Source organism: Streptomyces sp. NPDC014864, assembly GCF_043081525.1.
GTDB lineage: Bacteria > Actinomycetota > Actinomycetes > Streptomycetales > Streptomycetaceae > Streptomyces.
The window spans coordinates 143,321-158,161 of record NZ_JBIBWT010000001.1 but is presented as its reverse complement, the minus strand read 5'-3'; the positions used below and the strand labels follow the sequence as shown (position 1 = coordinate 158,161).

Sequence of the window (14,841 nt, the reverse complement as noted above, 5' to 3'; positions counted from 1 at the left end):
CGTGGCCTTCGTGGTCCTGTCCGCGGCTTTCGTGGTCTTCGTGACCGCCGCGTACCGTCGTGAACCCTGTGTTCGACGATCTGTACGCACGGGAGTCTAGGCCCTGATAAAGGCGCGGTAAGAAGCCCGTGCACGCCTTGGGACGCGGGGGTGGGGTTTTCCCCCGTCCACCGGGGCGGCCGACCTCATGGCGCGGGGCCGCGCCGCACGGCACGCTGACCCCCATGACCGCACGCACCCCCGCCGCCGGTCCGGCGGCGTCCGGCCCCGAGGATCGCCTGCCCCCGGCCCGTCTCGCCTACGACCTGCCCACCTGGAAGGAGATCACGCATCTCCTGACGAACCTGCCCGTGTCACTGGTCGGCTTCGTCTACGTCGTGGTCGTGCTCACCACCGGCGCCGGGCTGACGCTCACCGTCGTCGGGCTGCCGCTGCTCGCGGCCGGGCTGCTGGGGGCGCGGCAGTTGGGCCGGCTCGAACGCGCCCGGCTCCGGTCCCTGCTCGCCCTGCGGATCGACGAACCGAGTCCGCTGCCGCTGCACCGGACGAAGGGGTGGTTCAACCGGCTGTGGTTGACGCTGGCAGACCCGGTGGCCTGGCGCACGGCCCTGTACGAGGTCATACGGCTGCCGTGGGGCGTCCTCACCTTCGCCGTGACCCTGACCTCGCTGTTCGTGCTGTGGCCGGTGCTGCCGTTCGTCGCGCGGGCACTGACGAACGCGGACCGGGCCATGGCACGCGCGCTGCTGTCGCCGTCCGACGAGCTGGAGCGGCGGATCGCCGAACTGGAGTCCGACCGGGGTGTGGTGGTCGACACCGCGGCCGCCGACCTGCGGCGCATCGAGCGGGACCTGCACGACGGCGCGCAGGCCCGGCTGGTCCATCTGGCCATGGGGCTGGGGCTGGCCAAGGAGAAGCTGCTGGAGGACCCCGACTCCGCCGCCGCGATGGTCGAGGAGGCGCACGGCGAGGTGAAGCTCGCGCTGCAGGAGCTGCGCGACCTGGCCCGCGGCATCCATCCGGCGGTGCTGACCGACCGCGGCCTGGACGCGGCCCTCTCCTCGGTCGCCTCGCGCTGCACGGTTCCGGTGAAGGTGACCGCCGACCTGGACGAACGTCCGGCCGTGGCCATCGAGGGCATCGCCTACTTCACCGTCTCCGAGCTGCTGCAGAACGTCAGCAAGCACAGCGGGGCACGGTCCGCCTCCGTCGACGTGTGGCGGACCGACGGCCGGCTGCTCATCCAGGTGTGGGACGACGGCCGCGGCGGAGCGCGCCTGGACGGGGGCACGGGGATGCGGGGGCTGGCCGAGCGCCTGAACGCCGTCGACGGCCTGTTCGTGGTCGAGTCTCCGCCGGGCGGCCCCACGACCGTCACGGCCGAGCTGCCCTGGCGGGACCGGACCGAGGTCCCCGACCGGCGGTAGGTGGGGAAAACCCCCCGGCCGGGACGCCGACGCGCTCCATGGTCCCGTGCCCCGGACCCGAACAGGCTGGAGACCGCACACCACGGACCGCCTGGCGCGGACCTCAGGACGGACGAGGGGAACGGGACGAGACCGATGGCCACCGGATACGGACAGGGGTACGGACAGACCTCGGGAACAGGTGCGGGCGCACGGACCGACCCGCGCACGGACCCATGGACCGGCACGGGGGCCGGCCCAGGCCGGCACCGCCTGCCCGCCGGCCTGCGAGCGCCCTTCGAGGGCCGCAGCCTGCGCGAGTTCGGGTACGTCCTGCTGAGCCTGCCGATCAGCATCCTGCTGTTCACCTGCACCGTCACGATGGTGTCGGTGGGCGCCGGTCTGCTGGTCACCTTCCTCGGCGTACCCGTGCTGGCGGCGGGTCTGGCGGGCTGCCGCGGCTTCGGCGCGATGGAGCGGGCGCGGGCGCGCGGGCTGCTCGGCCTGGAGGTGGGCGAGCCGCAGCCGTTGCGTCCACGGGACCGGGGCCCGGCGGCCTGGATGGGGGCCGTCCTGAGGAGCGGCACCTCGTGGCGGGCGATGCTGTACGCGGTGCTGCACTTCCCGTGGGCGGTCTTCTCCTTCACGGTTGCCGTGACCGTCTGGACGCTGGGCTGGTCGCTGCTGACGTATCCGCTGTGGTTCTGGGTGTTCCCGATGTGGGCCGGACAGGGCGGCCTTCAGCTCTACGGCGACGAGCACCACCGCGTCTTTCTCGACAACCCGTTCGAGATCACGGTGACCGCACTCGTCGGGATGCTGTTCACGCTGGCCGCGCCGTGGATCGTGCGTGCGCTGACGACGGTGGACCGGCTGCTGGTGCTCGGGCTGCTCGGACCGTCGCGGCTGTCGGCGCGGGTGGTGGAGCTGGAGTCGGACCGGGGGGTCGTCGTCGACACGGCCGCCGCGGACCTGCGGCGCATCGAGCGGGACCTGCACGACGGGGCGCAGGCCCGGCTGGTGGCGCTGGCGATGGACCTGGGGCTGGCGAAGGAGAAGCTGGCGGAGGACCCGCGAGCGGCCGCGCGGATGGTGGGCGAGGCGCACGGCGAAGTGAAGACGGCACTGCAGGAGCTGCGGGACCTGGCGCGCGGGATCCATCCGGCGGTGCTGACGGACCGCGGGCTGGACGCCGCGCTCTCCGCGGTCGCCTCCCGGTGCACGGTTCCGGTGCGCGTGGAGGTGGACCTGGCCGAGCGGCCGGCCCCGGCGATCGAAGGGATCGCGTACTTCACCGTCTCCGAACTGCTGCAGAACATCAGCAGGCACAGCGGGGCGCGCTCCGCCTCGGTGGACGTGTGGCGCGCGGAGGACCGGCTGCTGCTGCAGGTGACGGACGACGGCGTCGGCGGCGCCGACACGTCCGGGGGCTCGGGGCTGGCCGGGCTGACGGAGCGCCTGGACGCGGTGGACGGGATCCTGGTCGTCGACTCCCCGGCGGGCGGGCCCACCCGGGTGACCGCGGAGCTGCCCTGGCGGCGCTGAACGGCGCCTCTCCCCTCCGGCCCGCCTCTCACTCCCCCTCGCGTCCGCGTGTCACTCCCCGCCCGCCTCTCGGCCTCCCCCTCTCTTCCTCCCTAGATCAGCTCACCCATCACGAACAGGCCACCGAACGGCCTAATCCGCACCACTGTTCCCCTGATCTCCCGGCTCGGGCGCGCCCGGGCCCAAGTACTGGAATGCTGGACCATGTCGTGGTCGAAGCCGCGGCCGCAGGGACGGGCGTGGCACGAAGCGGGGGGCGGCGAAGGTGGAGGACAGGGTGCGGGTGGTCATCGCCGAGGACTCGGTGCTGCTCAGGGAGGGCCTGACCCGGTTGCTGACCGACCGCGGGCACGAGGTGGTGGCCGGTGTCGGCGACGCGGACGCGCTGATCAAGACCGTCACCGCGCTGCACGAGGAGGGCGAGCTGCCGGACGTCGTCGTGGCGGACGTGCGGATGCCGCCGACGCACACCGACGAGGGGGTGCGGGCGGCGGTGCGGCTGCGGAGGACGCACCCGGATCTGGGCGTGCTCGTGCTGTCGCAGTACGTGGAGGAGCGGTATGCCACCGAGCTGCTGGCCGGCTCCAGTCGCGGGGTCGGCTATCTGCTCAAGGACCGCGTGGCCGAGGTGCGGGAGTTCGTGGACGCGGTGGTTCGGGTGGCCCAGGGGGGTACGGCGCTGGACCCCGAGGTGGTCGCACAGCTGCTCGGGCGCAGCCGCAAGCAGGACGTGCTCGCGGGGCTGACCCCGCGGGAGCGCGAGGTGCTGGGGCTGATGGCCGAGGGGCGGACGAACTCGGCGGTCGCCCGGCAGCTGGTGGTGAGCGACGGCGCGGTCGAGAAGCACGTCAGCAACATCTTCATGAAGCTCGGTCTGTCTCCGAGCGACGGGGACCACCGGCGTGTTCTGGCCGTGCTCACCTATCTGAACTCGTGAGGGGCCGACACTGGTCGGACACCGGGATCGAGCGAGATACGAACGCGGCAAGAGGCGGAGGGACGAGCCTAGAACCGTACAGCCGACGGGAGGCGTCTTCCCGGTGTGAAGAAAGGCACGGAAGAGGGACACATCAGGGCACAGGGGCGTCTCATGAGCGCGTCCACGATGCGAACGGCACAAGGAAGGCGACCCTCACGGTCGTAGGGTTGATCCTGGGAAGGTCTTCGGGAAGGCCGCTCCCGCACAGCCGCCTCGAAGGAGGTCCAGTTCAGTGACCAGCCAGGTCAGCAGTCCAGCGGAGCAGGCCGACGGAGCCGTCGTGGGAGAGCAGCGCGGGGCGGCCGGGACGAAGGACGTCCGGCGTCTGGACCGGGTGATCATCCGGTTCGCGGGCGACTCGGGCGACGGTATGCAGCTCACGGGTGACCGTTTCACCTCCGAGACCGCGTCCTTCGGGAACGACCTGTCGACGCTGCCGAACTTCCCGGCCGAGATCCGGGCGCCCGCCGGCACCCTGCCGGGCGTGTCGTCCTTTCAGCTGCACTTCGCCGACCACGACATCCTCACCCCGGGCGACGCGCCGAACGTACTGGTCGCGATGAACCCGGCCGCTCTGAAGGCCAACATCGGCGACCTGCCGCGCGGCGCGGAGATCATCGTCAACACCGACGAGTTCACCAAGCGCGCGATGCAGAAGGTCGGCTACGCCGCCTCCCCGCTGGAGGACGGCTCGCTCGACGGCTACCACCTCCACCCGGTGCCGCTGACCACGCTGACGGTCGAGGCGCTGAAGGAGTTCGAGCTCAGCCGCAAGGAGGCCGAGCGCAGCAAGAACATGTTCGCGCTGGGCCTGCTGAGCTGGATGTACCACCGGCCCACGGAGGGCACCGAGAAGTTCCTGAAGTCGAAGTTCGCCAAGAAGCCGGACATCGCGGCCGCCAACATCGCCGCCTTCCGCGCGGGCTGGAACTTCGGCGAGACGACGGAGGACTTCGCGGTCTCCTACGAGGTCGCCCCGGCCGCCCAGGCCTTCCCGGTCGGCACCTACCGCAACATCTCCGGCAACCTTGCTCTGGCCTACGGTCTGGTCGCCGCCTCTCGCCAGGCGGACCTGCCGCTGTTCCTGGGCTCGTACCCGATCACCCCGGCCTCGGACATCCTGCACGAGCTGTCCAAGCACAAGAACTTCGGTGTGCGGACCTTCCAGGCCGAGGACGAGATCGCCGGCATCGGCGCGGCGCTGGGCGCGGCCTTCGGCGGATCGCTGGCGGTGACGACCACGTCCGGGCCGGGTGTCGCGCTGAAGAGCGAGACGATCGGCCTCGCGGTGTCGCTGGAGCTGCCGCTGCTGGTGATCGACATCCAGCGCGGCGGGCCGTCGACGGGCCTGCCCACCAAGACCGAGCAGGCGGACCTGCTGCAGGCGATGTACGGCCGCAACGGCGAGGCGCCGGTCCCGGTGGTCGCCCCGCGCACCCCGGCCGACTGCTTCGACGCGGCGCTGGAGGCGGCCCGGATCGCGCTGACCTACCGCACCCCGGTGATGCTGCTGTCCGACGGCTACCTGGCCAACGGCTCCGAGCCGTGGCGCATCCCCGAGCTGGACGAGCTGCCCGACCTGCGGGTGCAGTTCGCGCAGGGCCCGAACCACACGCTCGCCGACGGCACCGAGGTGTTCTGGCCGTACAAGCGGGACGCCAGGACGCTGGCCCGTCCGTGGGCGATCCCGGGTACCCCGGGCCTGGAGCACCGCATCGGCGGCATCGAGAAGCAGGACGGCACGGGCAACATCTCCTACGACCCGGCCAACCACGACTTCATGGTGCGCACCCGCCAGGCCAAGGTCGACGGCGTCGAGGTGCCCGACGTGGAGGTCGACGACCCGCACGAGGCATGCACCCTGGTGCTCGGCTGGGGCTCGACGTACGGCCCGATCACGGCCGCCGTGCGCCGGCTGCGGACGGCCGGGGAGTCCGTCGCCCAGGCGCACCTGCGCCACCTCAATCCCTTCCCGAAGAACCTCGGCGCGGTCCTGAAGCGCTACGACAAGGTGGTGATCCCCGAGATGAACCTCGGGCAGCTCGCCACACTCGTGCGAGCGAAGTACCTGGTGGACGCGCACTCGTACAACCAGGTGAACGGCATGCCGTTCAAGGCGGAGCAGCTCGCCAAGGCTCTCAAGGAGGCCATCGATGGCTGAGACGTCCATGGAAGGCACGGGCACGGTCGAGGCGCTCACTCTGGTGCCCAAGGCCGATGCCAGGCAGTCCATGAAGGACTTCAAGTCGGACCAGGAAGTGCGCTGGTGCCCCGGCTGCGGCGACTACGCGATCCTGGCGGCGGTCCAGGGCTTCATGCCGGAGCTGGGCCTGGCCAGGGAGAACGTCGTCTTCGTCTCCGGCATCGGCTGCTCCTCCCGGTTCCCGTACTACATGAACACCTACGGGATGCACTCCATCCACGGCCGCGCGCCCGCCATCGCCACGGGCCTCGCGACCTCGCGGCGCGACCTGAGCGTCTGGGTGGTCACCGGCGACGGCGACGCGCTGTCCATCGGCGGCAACCACCTCATCCACGCCCTGCGCCGCAACGTCAACCTCAAGATCCTGCTGTTCAACAACCGGATCTACGGCCTGACCAAGGGCCAGTACTCCCCGACCTCCGAGGTCGGCAAGATCACCAAGTCGACGCCGATGGGCTCGCTGGACGCGCCCTTCAACCCGGTCTCGCTGGCGATCGGTGCGGAGGCCTCCTTCGTGGCCCGCACCATCGACTCCGACCGCAAGCACCTGACCGAGGTGCTGCGCGCCGCGGCCGCCCACCCGGGCACCGCGCTGATCGAGATCTACCAGAACTGCAACATCTTCAACGACGGCGCCTTCGACGCCCTGAAGGACCGGCAGCGGGCCGAGGAGGCCCTGATCCGGCTGGAGCACGGGCAGCGGATCCGCTTCGGCGCGGACGGCGCGCGCGGTGTCGTACGGGACCGGCAGACCGGCGATCTCAAGGTCGTCACCGTCACCGCGGACAACGAGGCCGACGTCCTGGTCCACGACGCCCACGCGGACTCGCCGACCACGGCGTTCGCGCTGTCGCGGCTCGCCGACCCGGACACGCTGCACCACACCCCCATCGGCGTCTTCCGGTCCGTCGACCGCCCGGTCTACGACACGGCGATGGCCGACCAGCTGGACACGGCGATCGAACAGCGCGGCAAGGGCGACCTGGCCGCGCTGCTGGCCGGCGGCGACACCTGGACGGTCGTCGGCTGAGCGTGTCGGCTCTTCGTCACGAGGCCCGGGCCCCAGGCGCCCGGGCCTCGTCGTATGCCCGGCGGGCCTGCTCCACCTCCGTCAGACGGTCCTCGGTCCAGCGCGCCAGTGCCCGCACGTGCTCGGCCGCCTCGCGGCCGAGACCGGTGAGGGAGTAGTCGACGCGCGGCGGGATGACGGGCTTGGCGTCCCGGTGGACCAGGCCGTCGCGCTCCAGGGTCTGGAGCGTCTGGGTCAGCATCTTCTCGCTGACGGTCCGCCCGCGTCCCCGGCCGACGGCCCGGCGCAGCTCACCGAAGCGGCAGGGACGCTCCAGCAACTCGATCAGGACGAGCACGCCCCAGCGGCTGGTGACGTGGTCCAGGACCAGGCGGTGGGGGCACATCGCCGCGTCGCCGTCGCGCCCGGTGCTCCTCGGCGGGGTACTTACTGTCATGCCCGTACCTTACTTGAAAGTGGGTACTTTCCAATAGTTAGCGCATCTCCTAGGGTGAGTGTCAGACACCCCCTTCAAGGAGATTCCGTCATGAGCATCGTCGTCACCGGAGCCACGGGACACCTCGGCCGCCTCGTCGTCGAGCAGTTGCTGGAGAAGGTTCCGGCCGGCCACGTCACCGCGGTCGTGCGCTCCCCCGAGAAGGCCGCCGACCTCGCGCAGCGGGGCGTGCGGATCGCGGTCGCCGACTACAACGCGCCGGAGACCTTCGACGGCCTGTTCGCGGCCGGCGACAAGGTCCTGCTCGTCTCCGGCAACGAGATCACCGACGACCGGGTCCGGCAGCACCGTGTCGTCATCGACGCCGCCGAGGCGGCCGGCGTGGCGCTGCTCGCGTACACCAGCGCGCCCAGCACCCTGCGGGCCGCCCTCGCCGACGACCACCGCGGCACCGAGCAGGCGCTGAAGGCCTCGGGCCTGCCGTACTCGCTGCTGCGCAACGGCTGGTACCACGAGAACTACACCGAGCAGCTCGCCCCGGCGCTCGCGCACGGCGTCCTCGTGCACGCGGCCGGAGAGGGCCGGGTCTCCTCCGCCGCCCGCGCCGACTACGCGGCCGCCGCGGTGGCGGTGCTGACCGGCGAGGGCCACGAGAACTCGACGTACGAGCTGGGCGGGGACGAGGCATGGAGCTTCGCCGAGTTCGCCGCCGAGCTGAGCAGGCAGGCCGGCCGGGAGATCGCGTACACCCCGATCTCCGTCGCGGAGTACGAGGCCGTCCTGACCGGCGCCGGGCTGCCCGCGCCGCTCGCCGCGATCCTGGCGGCCGTGGACGCCCACATCGAGAAGGGCGAGCTGGTCGTCGGCTCCGGGGACCTTTCCCGTCTGATCGGCCGGCCGGCCACGCCGGTCGCCGAGGCGATCACCGCCGCACTCAAGGGCTGACGCCCCGGCGGGACCCTCGGATCCCCCTTCCCCGCCTGTCATGACCGTATGGCGATACGGACATGACAGGCGGGGGTGTTCGGCGTTACCTTCGTCCTTGCTGCACGGGACGCAGTCACGCACGAAGGAGGGGCCCGTGTCCGAGAGGTCGAGCGGGGAGCGGCGCACAGGACTGCTGAACGGCTTCGCGGCCTACGGGATGTGGGGGCTCGTCCCCCTGTTCTGGCCCCTGCTGAGGCCGGCCGGGGCGGCGGAGATCCTCGCCCACCGGATGGTGTGGTCCCTGGCCTTCGTCGCCGTCGCGCTGCTGGCCGTACGGCGCTGGGCCTGGGCCGGCGAGCTGCTGCGGCAGCCGCGCCGACTGGCACTGGTCGTCCTGGCCGCCGGGGTGATCACCGTCAACTGGGGCGTCTACATCTGGGCCGTCAACAGCGGCCATGTCGTCGAGGCCTCCCTCGGCTACTTCATCAACCCCCTGGTCACCATCGCCATGGGCGTCCTGATCCTCAAGGAGCGGCTGCGGCCCGTGCAGTGGGCGGCGGTCGGCGTCGGCCTCGCGGCCGTGCTCACGCTCACCGTCGGGTACGGCCGTCCGCCGTGGATCTCCCTGTGCCTCGCCTTCTCCTTCGCCACCTATGGCCTGGTGAAGAAGAAGGTCGGCCTCGGCGGCGTCGAGTCGCTGGCCGCCGAGACCGCGATCCAGTTCCTGCCGGCGCTCGGCTATCTGCTGTGGCTGAGCGCCCAGGGCCGCTCGACCTTCGCCGCCGAGGGCGCCGGGCACGCCGCCCTGCTCGCCTCGACCGGCTTCGTCACCGCGCTGCCGCTGGTCCTCTTCGGCGCCGCCGCGATCCGCGTGCCGCTGTCGACGCTGGGGCTGCTCCAGTACCTCGCGCCGGTCTTCCAGTTCCTGCTGGGCATCCTCTACTTCCACGAGGCCATGCCCGTCGAGCGCTGGGCCGGGTTCTCCCTGGTGTGGCTGGCGCTGTCCCTGCTGACCTGGGACGGGCTGCGCGCCGCGCGCCGGGCGTCCCGGCTCCGGGCGACGCTCGGCATCCCGCCGCGGACGGTGGCGGGGTCCGGGGTGGCAGGGTCCGGGCGGGCCTCCGGGGCGGCGGACACCCTGCCGGCCTCCGCTGTGGTGGCCGCGCAGGTGGTCCCGGGAGCGGTGGCCCCTGAACCGGGCCTGGGGGCGGTCCCCGCCCAGGCGGGCTCCGGGGCGGGCGCCGGTGAGCCGGGTACGGGGCCGGTGGCCGACTCGGCGGAAGCCTAGGGAGCGTCTGCCCGCGCGTGCCGCTCGGCAGGAGCTGCCGTCGCAGGGGTGCGGTGTCGGGCCGGGTGGGATTCCGGCGTTCCCCTGGTCCGCGGCTCACGCAACGCATATGACTGGTGACATGACTCAGACGCCGGCGGCGATCCCGCTGCACTGGAAGCTCGTCATCGACGCCGCCGACCCGCACGCGCAGGCCGACTTCTGGGCCGGCGCGCTGCACTACGAGGTCGAGGACAACAGCGCACTCGTCGAACGGCTGCTGGAACTCGGCGCGCTGCCGGGCGCGGCCACCGTGGAGTTCCACGGCCGCGCCGCCTTCCGGGACCTGGTCGGCGTACGCCATCCCGACGACCCCTACGACCAGGAGCGCGGCACCGGACTGGGGCGGCGGCTGCTGTTCCAGCGCGTGCCGGAGCCCAAGAGCGGCAAGAACCGGCTCCACCTCGACCTGCACCCCGGCGAGGACCGGCGCGTGGTGGAGGTGGAGCGGCTGGAGAAGCTCGGGGCGAGCGTGCTGCGCCACGTGAGGGAGCCCGCCGGGGAGTGGGTGGTGATGGCGGATCCGGAGGGCAACGAGTTCTGCGTGTGCTGACGAGTTCGGCGTGAGCCCGACGATTTCCGCGTGAGCCGACCAGTCCCGTCTGCGCCGAGGGAGCCCAGGGAGCGGGGCCGGGTCAGCGTGCCGGGGGTGCCGCCCTCCCGGCCCGTTCGGCGAGGCGGCCCATCCGGGCGCGGGCCGACTCCAGTTGCTCGATGTCGTCGGCGGCCGGACCCTCCTCGGCCGTGAGTTCGGTCCACAGCCCGATCAGGTCACGGCCGAGCCGCAGGCCCTGCTCGGGGTCACGAACCGCGCGCCAGGCGGCGGCCGCGCTCTGCACGTTGCCGTAGGCGGCCTCCGCGTCGCCGGCGCGGCGCCGGATGCGGGCCAGCTCGAGGGACAGGCCGAACGAGCGGACCGGGTCGGTCGCCAGATAGGCGATGTACGCGGTGAGCTCGCGCAGGCGCAGCACCTCGGCGTGCTCCGGGCCGAGCGTGGCCGACGCCTCGGTGACGGTGCGCTCGGCCAGCGTCGCCGCCTCCTCGATCCGGCCCGACTTCACGGCCCCGTTGATCCGCGCCATGGGCTCGGCGAGCAGGACGGTACCGCCCTCGCCGGTCGCGGTCCTGGGATCGTCCCCGAGCACCGCTTCGGCCACGGCGTCGAAACCGCGGGCGGGAGTGGGCTTGGGGTCGGGCTCGGGCTCGGGCTCGGGCTCGGAGGCGGCTACGGGCTCGGGCTCGGAGGCGATCTCGGCCTCGGACACGGCTTCCGGTGCGGATTCGAGTTCGGGTACGGGTACGCGCTCGGGCTGAGCGACCGGAGCGGGCGCCGGTTCCCGGGTGGACGGCTTGGCGGGGGGCGTCCGCGCGGGGGCGACCGCGGACGTCGGTGCGGACGCGGGCGCGGGGCCGGGTGCGGCTGTGGGCCGCGCGTCCATCACCGGGGGCGGCCCGAACTGCCCGGTCGGGGCGCTCACGGTGCCGGGGGTCACCGCGCCGAATGCCGACCGGTCCCCCGGCGTGGCGGACGTGCCGGAGTCCGGCAGGTCGGCCGGCTCCGGTATGGCCCGCAGCGGGAAGGTCGGCGCGGGTCCGGCGGACGGCTGCGGCTCGGGCACCGCGCGCAGCGGGAAGGTCGGGGGCGTCTCGCCCCGCGGCTCCGGCACCGCCCGCAACGGGAACGTGGGGGCGGACTCCCGCACCGGCTCCGGCACCTTCCGCAGGAGGTGCGTGCGCCGATCGGCCGACGACCGCGGCGCGTCCGTGACTGGCTCGGACTCCGGCTCCTCGGGCGAGGGGCCGGGAGCACCGGAGGGCTCGGCAGAGCCTGACGACGGCACGGGCGGCGCGGCCCCCTCGTACGGGGCGGCGGGCTCCGGTGCGGCCGTCGTGGAGACCGGCCTCGGCGGACGCGGCGGCTGGGGCGGGGTCGTGCGCAGGGGCTCGGCGGTGAAGTCGCTGGAGCCGTCGCTCTGGACGCGCAGGGGGACGACGTAGCCGATGCGTTCGTCGGTGACCGTGGCGAGGACGGGGTGGCCGGTGGCGAGGGCGAGGCGGTGCAGGTGGTTCAGGACGGCGTGCTGGATCTCCTCGCCGGCGGCGTTACGGACCGGTACGCCTCCGACCGAGGCTCCAGCGCCGTCCGCGGGCACGTGCACGGAGATCGGTGTGGCCGCGGGTGCCGCCGCACGCGCGGCACGCTTCAGTTCCCGCTTCTTCTCGCGGCTCAGTCGAGACATCGGCTCCCTCACTCGGATGCGCGCGATCCGGTCGTACGCGTACTGTCGAGTCTCTCCGCTCGCCTGCGGTTCTCACGTCACCACGACGTCACAGACTCGCACCAGGAACTCCGCCGCCGTGTCGTCGGTAACGCGCCGAGCGTGAAGATCGTCGGGATGACGGAGGAGGGGAACGGGCATGGGGACAGTCGTGCAGCAGGGACCGGAGATCTGGATTCGCGGGCCGGTGGCCGAAGCCGACGCTCGGGAGGGTGCGCCCGAACGGCCCGTCGGCGGGCCGGTCACGCCCCGGCGCTTCTCGTGGGTGGCCACCCACGGCGGCGCGGGCACGACCACGCTGGCGGCGGTGTACGGCGGTCACGACTGCGGCCGCGGCTGGCCCGGTCCCGACTCCCCCCGCTCGGTCCTGCTCGTCGCCCGGACGCACGCGGCCGGGCTGGACGCCGCGATCCGGACCCTGGAAGTGTTCCGCCGGGGCGAGGCACCGGCCGGGCTGGATCTGGACGCCGTCGTCCTGGTCGCGGACGCGCCGGGGCGGCTGCCGCGGCAGCTCGCGCAGCGCGTGAAGCCGATCGAGGCCGTCATCGACGTGTACCGCGTCCCGTGGGTACCTGCCTGGCGGGTGGGCGAGCTCGACGGCCGGCCCCCGCGCGAGACGGAGGCGCTCACCCGCCTCACGGGAACGGTGACGCGGTGACCCCTCCGCGATGACGCCCGACGCCTTGGTGCCTACGCGGTGATGTCCTTCGCCGTGAAGCGCGCCCAGGCCGCCGAGCCGAACACGGCCGCGTACACGGCCTGCAGCTGAAGGTTCTTCACCAGGTCGTCCCAGTAGACCGGATCGCGCATCAGGTCGGCGAAGGACAGCCAGTAGTGCGGGAGGAGGTACGGCTGGATCGCGTGGAGCTGCGGGATCTGGTCGAGGATCTGCACGGTGATCAGCAGGCCCACGGTCGTCGCCATCGCCGCGATGCCGCTGTCGGTCAGTGCCGAGACGAACAGTCCGAGGGCCGCGACGCCGGTCAAGGAGGCCGCGACGACCAGGGCGATCAGCAGGGCCCGGCCCAGTCCCTCGGCGAAGTCGATCTGGGTGCCCGAGATGGTGGTGAGGTCCCCGAGCGGGAAGAGCAGCGCGCCGACGGTGAGCGCCGAGACGGCGACGACGAGCGTGGCGACCAGGCAGAAGGCCATCGTCGTGGCGTACTTGGTGAGCAGCAGGCGGGTGCGGCCGGCGGGGGCGACCAGCAGGTAGCGCAGCGTCCCCGCGTTCGCCTCGCCGGCGATCGCGTCGCCCGCGACCACGCCGACGGCCATAGGCAGGAAGAACGGCAGGGTCGCCGCCAGCGCGGTGAAGACCAGGAACAGGCCGTTGTTGGTGACCTGTGCGATGAACGCCGGGCCCTGACCGCCCCCGCGCCCGGCCGGGGCACCGCCCCTCGTCTCGATCCGGACGGCGATCCCGACCAGGACCGGGACGGCCGCCAGCACGCCCAGCAGGGCGAGGGTGCGCCAGCGCCGGAAGGTGGTCACCAGCTCGCTGCGCAGCAGCCCGAGCGTCCACAGCGCGTGCGGAGCGCGGTCCCCCGTCCCGCCCGGCTCTACGGTGGTCTCGGCCGGTCCTCCGGGTGTTTCGGCCGTCTCCGGCGGAGTGTCAGCCCGCGACATCGAACCCCTCCCCCGTGAGGGCCACGAACGCGTCCTCCAGGGAGGCGCGTTCGAGGCCGAAGCCGCGGACGCGCACGCCCGCCGCGACCAGCGCCGCGTTCAGCTCGGCGAGGTCGCGGTCCGGCGGTTCACCGGTGACCCGGTCGCCGTCGACGACCACGTCGCCGACCCCCCGCTCCTTCAGCACCCGGGTCGCGTCCCCGGTGTCGGGCGTGGTCACCACGAGCCGGCCCCGTATCCCGGCGGCCAGCTCGGCCACCCGGCCCTGGGTCACCAGTCTGCCCCGGGCCATGACGGCCGCATGGGTGCACACCTGCTCGATCTCGTCCAGCAGGTGGGAGGAGAGGAAGACGGTCGTGCCGTCGCAGGCCAGTTCCCGGACCAGGGAGCGGATCTCGCGCATCCCCTGCGGGTCCAGGCCGTTGGTCGGCTCGTCCAGGACGAGCAGCTTCCGGGGCCGGAGCAGCGCGGCCGCCAGCCCGAGGCGCTGCTTCATGCCGAGGGAGTACGCCCTGGCCTTCCTGCCGGCCGCCGCCGTGAGCCCCACCCGGTCCAGGGCGGCGGCGACCCGCGCACGCCGGGTGCGCGGGTCGGCGGACGGGTCGGCGGCGTCGTAGCGCAGCAGGTTGTCCCGGCCGGAGAGGAAGCCGTACAGCGCGGGCCCCTCGATCAGGGCTCCGACGTGCGGCAGCACGGCCCGCGTTGACCGGGGCATCGGGCGGCCCAGGACGCGTGCCGTGCCGGAGGTGGGCTCGATCAGCCCCATCAGCATGCGGATGGTGGTGGTCTTGCCCGAGCCGTTCGGGCCGAGGAAGCCGAAGACGCTGCCCGCCGGGACGGTCAGGTCGAGACCGTCGACGGCGAGCTGGCCGCCGCGGTAGCGCTTGGTGAGGCCGCGGGTGTGGATGACGCTCGGCCCGGCGGCCCCCTCCCGCGCCTCCGGGCCCGCGTCCGCCTCCGGCCCCGCGGTCCCCGGCTCCGCGTCCGGACCCGTTACGGGCGGACGGGCGGAGGGGCCGGCCGGCGGGTCGGCGAGCGGCTTGGCGGACGCCTCGTCCATCGGCTCCCTCGATTCGTCGTACC

13 protein-coding genes are annotated in these 14,841 nt (G+C 72.9%); 9 read left to right on the top strand and 4 right to left on the bottom strand.

Going from position 1 to position 14,841, the window contains the following annotated elements:
- The first annotated feature begins 224 nt into the window (after positions 1–224).
- The 5 genes from ACF1A5_RS00750 (at position 225) to ACF1A5_RS00730 (ending at position 7,163) form a co-directional block, all read left to right on the top strand.
- A complete protein-coding gene (locus ACF1A5_RS00750; protein ID WP_392190665.1) occupies positions 225–1,427 on the top strand; it encodes a sensor histidine kinase in 1,203 nt (400 codons plus the stop codon).
- A 135-nt stretch (positions 1,428–1,562) separates the two neighbouring features.
- Complete coding sequence (locus tag ACF1A5_RS00745) at positions 1,563–2,951, top strand: sensor histidine kinase (protein ID WP_392190664.1); 1,389 nt, start codon at positions 1,563–1,565, stop codon at positions 2,949–2,951.
- A gap of 277 nt (positions 2,952–3,228) precedes the next feature.
- A complete protein-coding gene (locus tag ACF1A5_RS00740) occupies positions 3,229–3,888 on the top strand; it encodes a LuxR C-terminal-related transcriptional regulator (RefSeq protein WP_392191185.1) in 660 nt (219 codons plus the stop codon).
- Between the two features lie 274 nt (positions 3,889–4,162).
- Positions 4,163–6,091 (top strand): 2-oxoacid:acceptor oxidoreductase subunit alpha, encoded by a 1,929-nt coding sequence (locus ACF1A5_RS00735; RefSeq protein ID WP_392190663.1) that lies wholly within the window; start codon positions 4,163–4,165, stop codon positions 6,089–6,091.
- Positions 6,084–7,163, top strand: coding sequence for a 2-oxoacid:ferredoxin oxidoreductase subunit beta (locus ACF1A5_RS00730; protein ID WP_392190662.1), 1,080 nt, complete (start codon positions 6,084–6,086; stop codon positions 7,161–7,163). The genes ACF1A5_RS00735 and ACF1A5_RS00730 overlap by 8 nt, the downstream gene beginning before the upstream one ends.
- A 16-nt stretch (positions 7,164–7,179) precedes the next feature.
- Here the strand turns inward: ACF1A5_RS00730 and ACF1A5_RS00725 are convergent, their stop codons facing one another.
- Positions 7,180–7,599 carry a winged helix-turn-helix transcriptional regulator gene (locus tag ACF1A5_RS00725; protein WP_392190661.1) on the bottom strand — a complete coding sequence of 140 codons (420 nt, stop codon included), beginning with the start codon at positions 7,597–7,599 and terminating at the stop codon, positions 7,180–7,182.
- Between the two features lie 90 nt (positions 7,600–7,689).
- Here ACF1A5_RS00725 and ACF1A5_RS00720 point away from each other — a divergent pair, with 90 nt between their 5' ends.
- The 3 genes from ACF1A5_RS00720 to ACF1A5_RS00710 all read left to right on the top strand — a co-directional run bounded on the left by ACF1A5_RS00720 (position 7,690) and on the right by ACF1A5_RS00710 (position 10,406).
- On the top strand, positions 7,690–8,544 hold the full coding sequence (locus tag ACF1A5_RS00720) for an SDR family oxidoreductase (protein WP_392190660.1): 855 nt from the start codon (positions 7,690–7,692) through the stop codon (positions 8,542–8,544).
- Positions 8,545–8,743: 199 nt separating this feature from the next.
- The gene (gene rarD, locus ACF1A5_RS00715) at positions 8,744–9,814 is read left to right on the top strand and encodes an EamA family transporter RarD (RefSeq protein ID WP_392191184.1); all 1,071 of its coding nucleotides are present in this window, start codon (positions 8,744–8,746) and stop codon (positions 9,812–9,814) included.
- Positions 9,815–9,935: 121 nt separating this feature from the next.
- On the top strand, positions 9,936–10,406 hold the full coding sequence (locus tag ACF1A5_RS00710) for a VOC family protein (RefSeq protein WP_392190659.1): 471 nt from the start codon (positions 9,936–9,938) through the stop codon (positions 10,404–10,406).
- Between the two features lie 82 nt (positions 10,407–10,488).
- On the opposite strand, the gene ACF1A5_RS00705 is transcribed toward ACF1A5_RS00710, so the two are convergent.
- Positions 10,489–12,093, bottom strand: coding sequence for a tetratricopeptide repeat protein (locus ACF1A5_RS00705; RefSeq protein WP_392190658.1), 1,605 nt, complete (start codon positions 12,091–12,093; stop codon positions 10,489–10,491).
- Between the two features lie 178 nt (positions 12,094–12,271).
- On the opposite strand from ACF1A5_RS00705, the gene ACF1A5_RS00700 reads away from it, so the two are divergent.
- Complete coding sequence (locus ACF1A5_RS00700; protein WP_392190657.1) at positions 12,272–12,790, top strand: DUF6668 family protein; 519 nt, start codon at positions 12,272–12,274, stop codon at positions 12,788–12,790.
- A 32-nt stretch (positions 12,791–12,822) separates the two neighbouring features.
- Here the strand turns inward: ACF1A5_RS00700 and ACF1A5_RS00695 are convergent, their stop codons facing one another.
- Positions 12,823–13,758, bottom strand: coding sequence for an ABC transporter permease (locus ACF1A5_RS00695; protein ID WP_392190656.1), 936 nt, complete (start codon positions 13,756–13,758; stop codon positions 12,823–12,825).
- A complete protein-coding gene (locus tag ACF1A5_RS00690) occupies positions 13,745–14,818 on the bottom strand; it encodes an ABC transporter ATP-binding protein (protein ID WP_392190655.1) in 1,074 nt (357 codons plus the stop codon). Before ACF1A5_RS00690 ends, ACF1A5_RS00695 begins: the two co-directional genes overlap by 14 nt.
- Between the last annotated feature and the right edge of the window lie 23 nt (positions 14,819–14,841).

Excerpts from the sequence above, each read along its gene's own strand:
- ACF1A5_RS00720 (WP_392190660.1), top strand. The coding sequence starts at position 7,690 with ATGAGCATCGTCGTCACCGGAGCCACGGGACACCTCGGCCGCCTCGTC.
- ACF1A5_RS00695 (WP_392190656.1), bottom strand. The coding sequence starts at position 13,758 with ATGTCGCGGGCTGACACTCCGCCGGAGACGGCCGAAACACCCGGAGGA.
- ACF1A5_RS00690 (WP_392190655.1), bottom strand. The coding sequence starts at position 14,818 with ATGGACGAGGCGTCCGCCAAGCCGCTCGCCGACCCGCCGGCCGGCCCC.
- ACF1A5_RS00710 (WP_392190659.1), top strand. The coding sequence starts at position 9,936 with ATGACTCAGACGCCGGCGGCGATCCCGCTGCACTGGAAGCTCGTCATC.
- ACF1A5_RS00725 (WP_392190661.1), bottom strand. The coding sequence starts at position 7,599 with ATGACAGTAAGTACCCCGCCGAGGAGCACCGGGCGCGACGGCGACGCG.
- ACF1A5_RS00730 (WP_392190662.1), top strand. The coding sequence starts at position 6,084 with ATGGCTGAGACGTCCATGGAAGGCACGGGCACGGTCGAGGCGCTCACT.
- ACF1A5_RS00750 (WP_392190665.1), top strand. The coding sequence starts at position 225 with ATGACCGCACGCACCCCCGCCGCCGGTCCGGCGGCGTCCGGCCCCGAG.
- rarD (WP_392191184.1), top strand. The coding sequence starts at position 8,744 with ATGTGGGGGCTCGTCCCCCTGTTCTGGCCCCTGCTGAGGCCGGCCGGG.
- ACF1A5_RS00700 (WP_392190657.1), top strand. The coding sequence starts at position 12,272 with ATGGGGACAGTCGTGCAGCAGGGACCGGAGATCTGGATTCGCGGGCCG.
- ACF1A5_RS00745 (WP_392190664.1), top strand. The coding sequence starts at position 1,563 with ATGGCCACCGGATACGGACAGGGGTACGGACAGACCTCGGGAACAGGT.
- ACF1A5_RS00705 (WP_392190658.1), bottom strand. The coding sequence starts at position 12,093 with ATGTCTCGACTGAGCCGCGAGAAGAAGCGGGAACTGAAGCGTGCCGCG.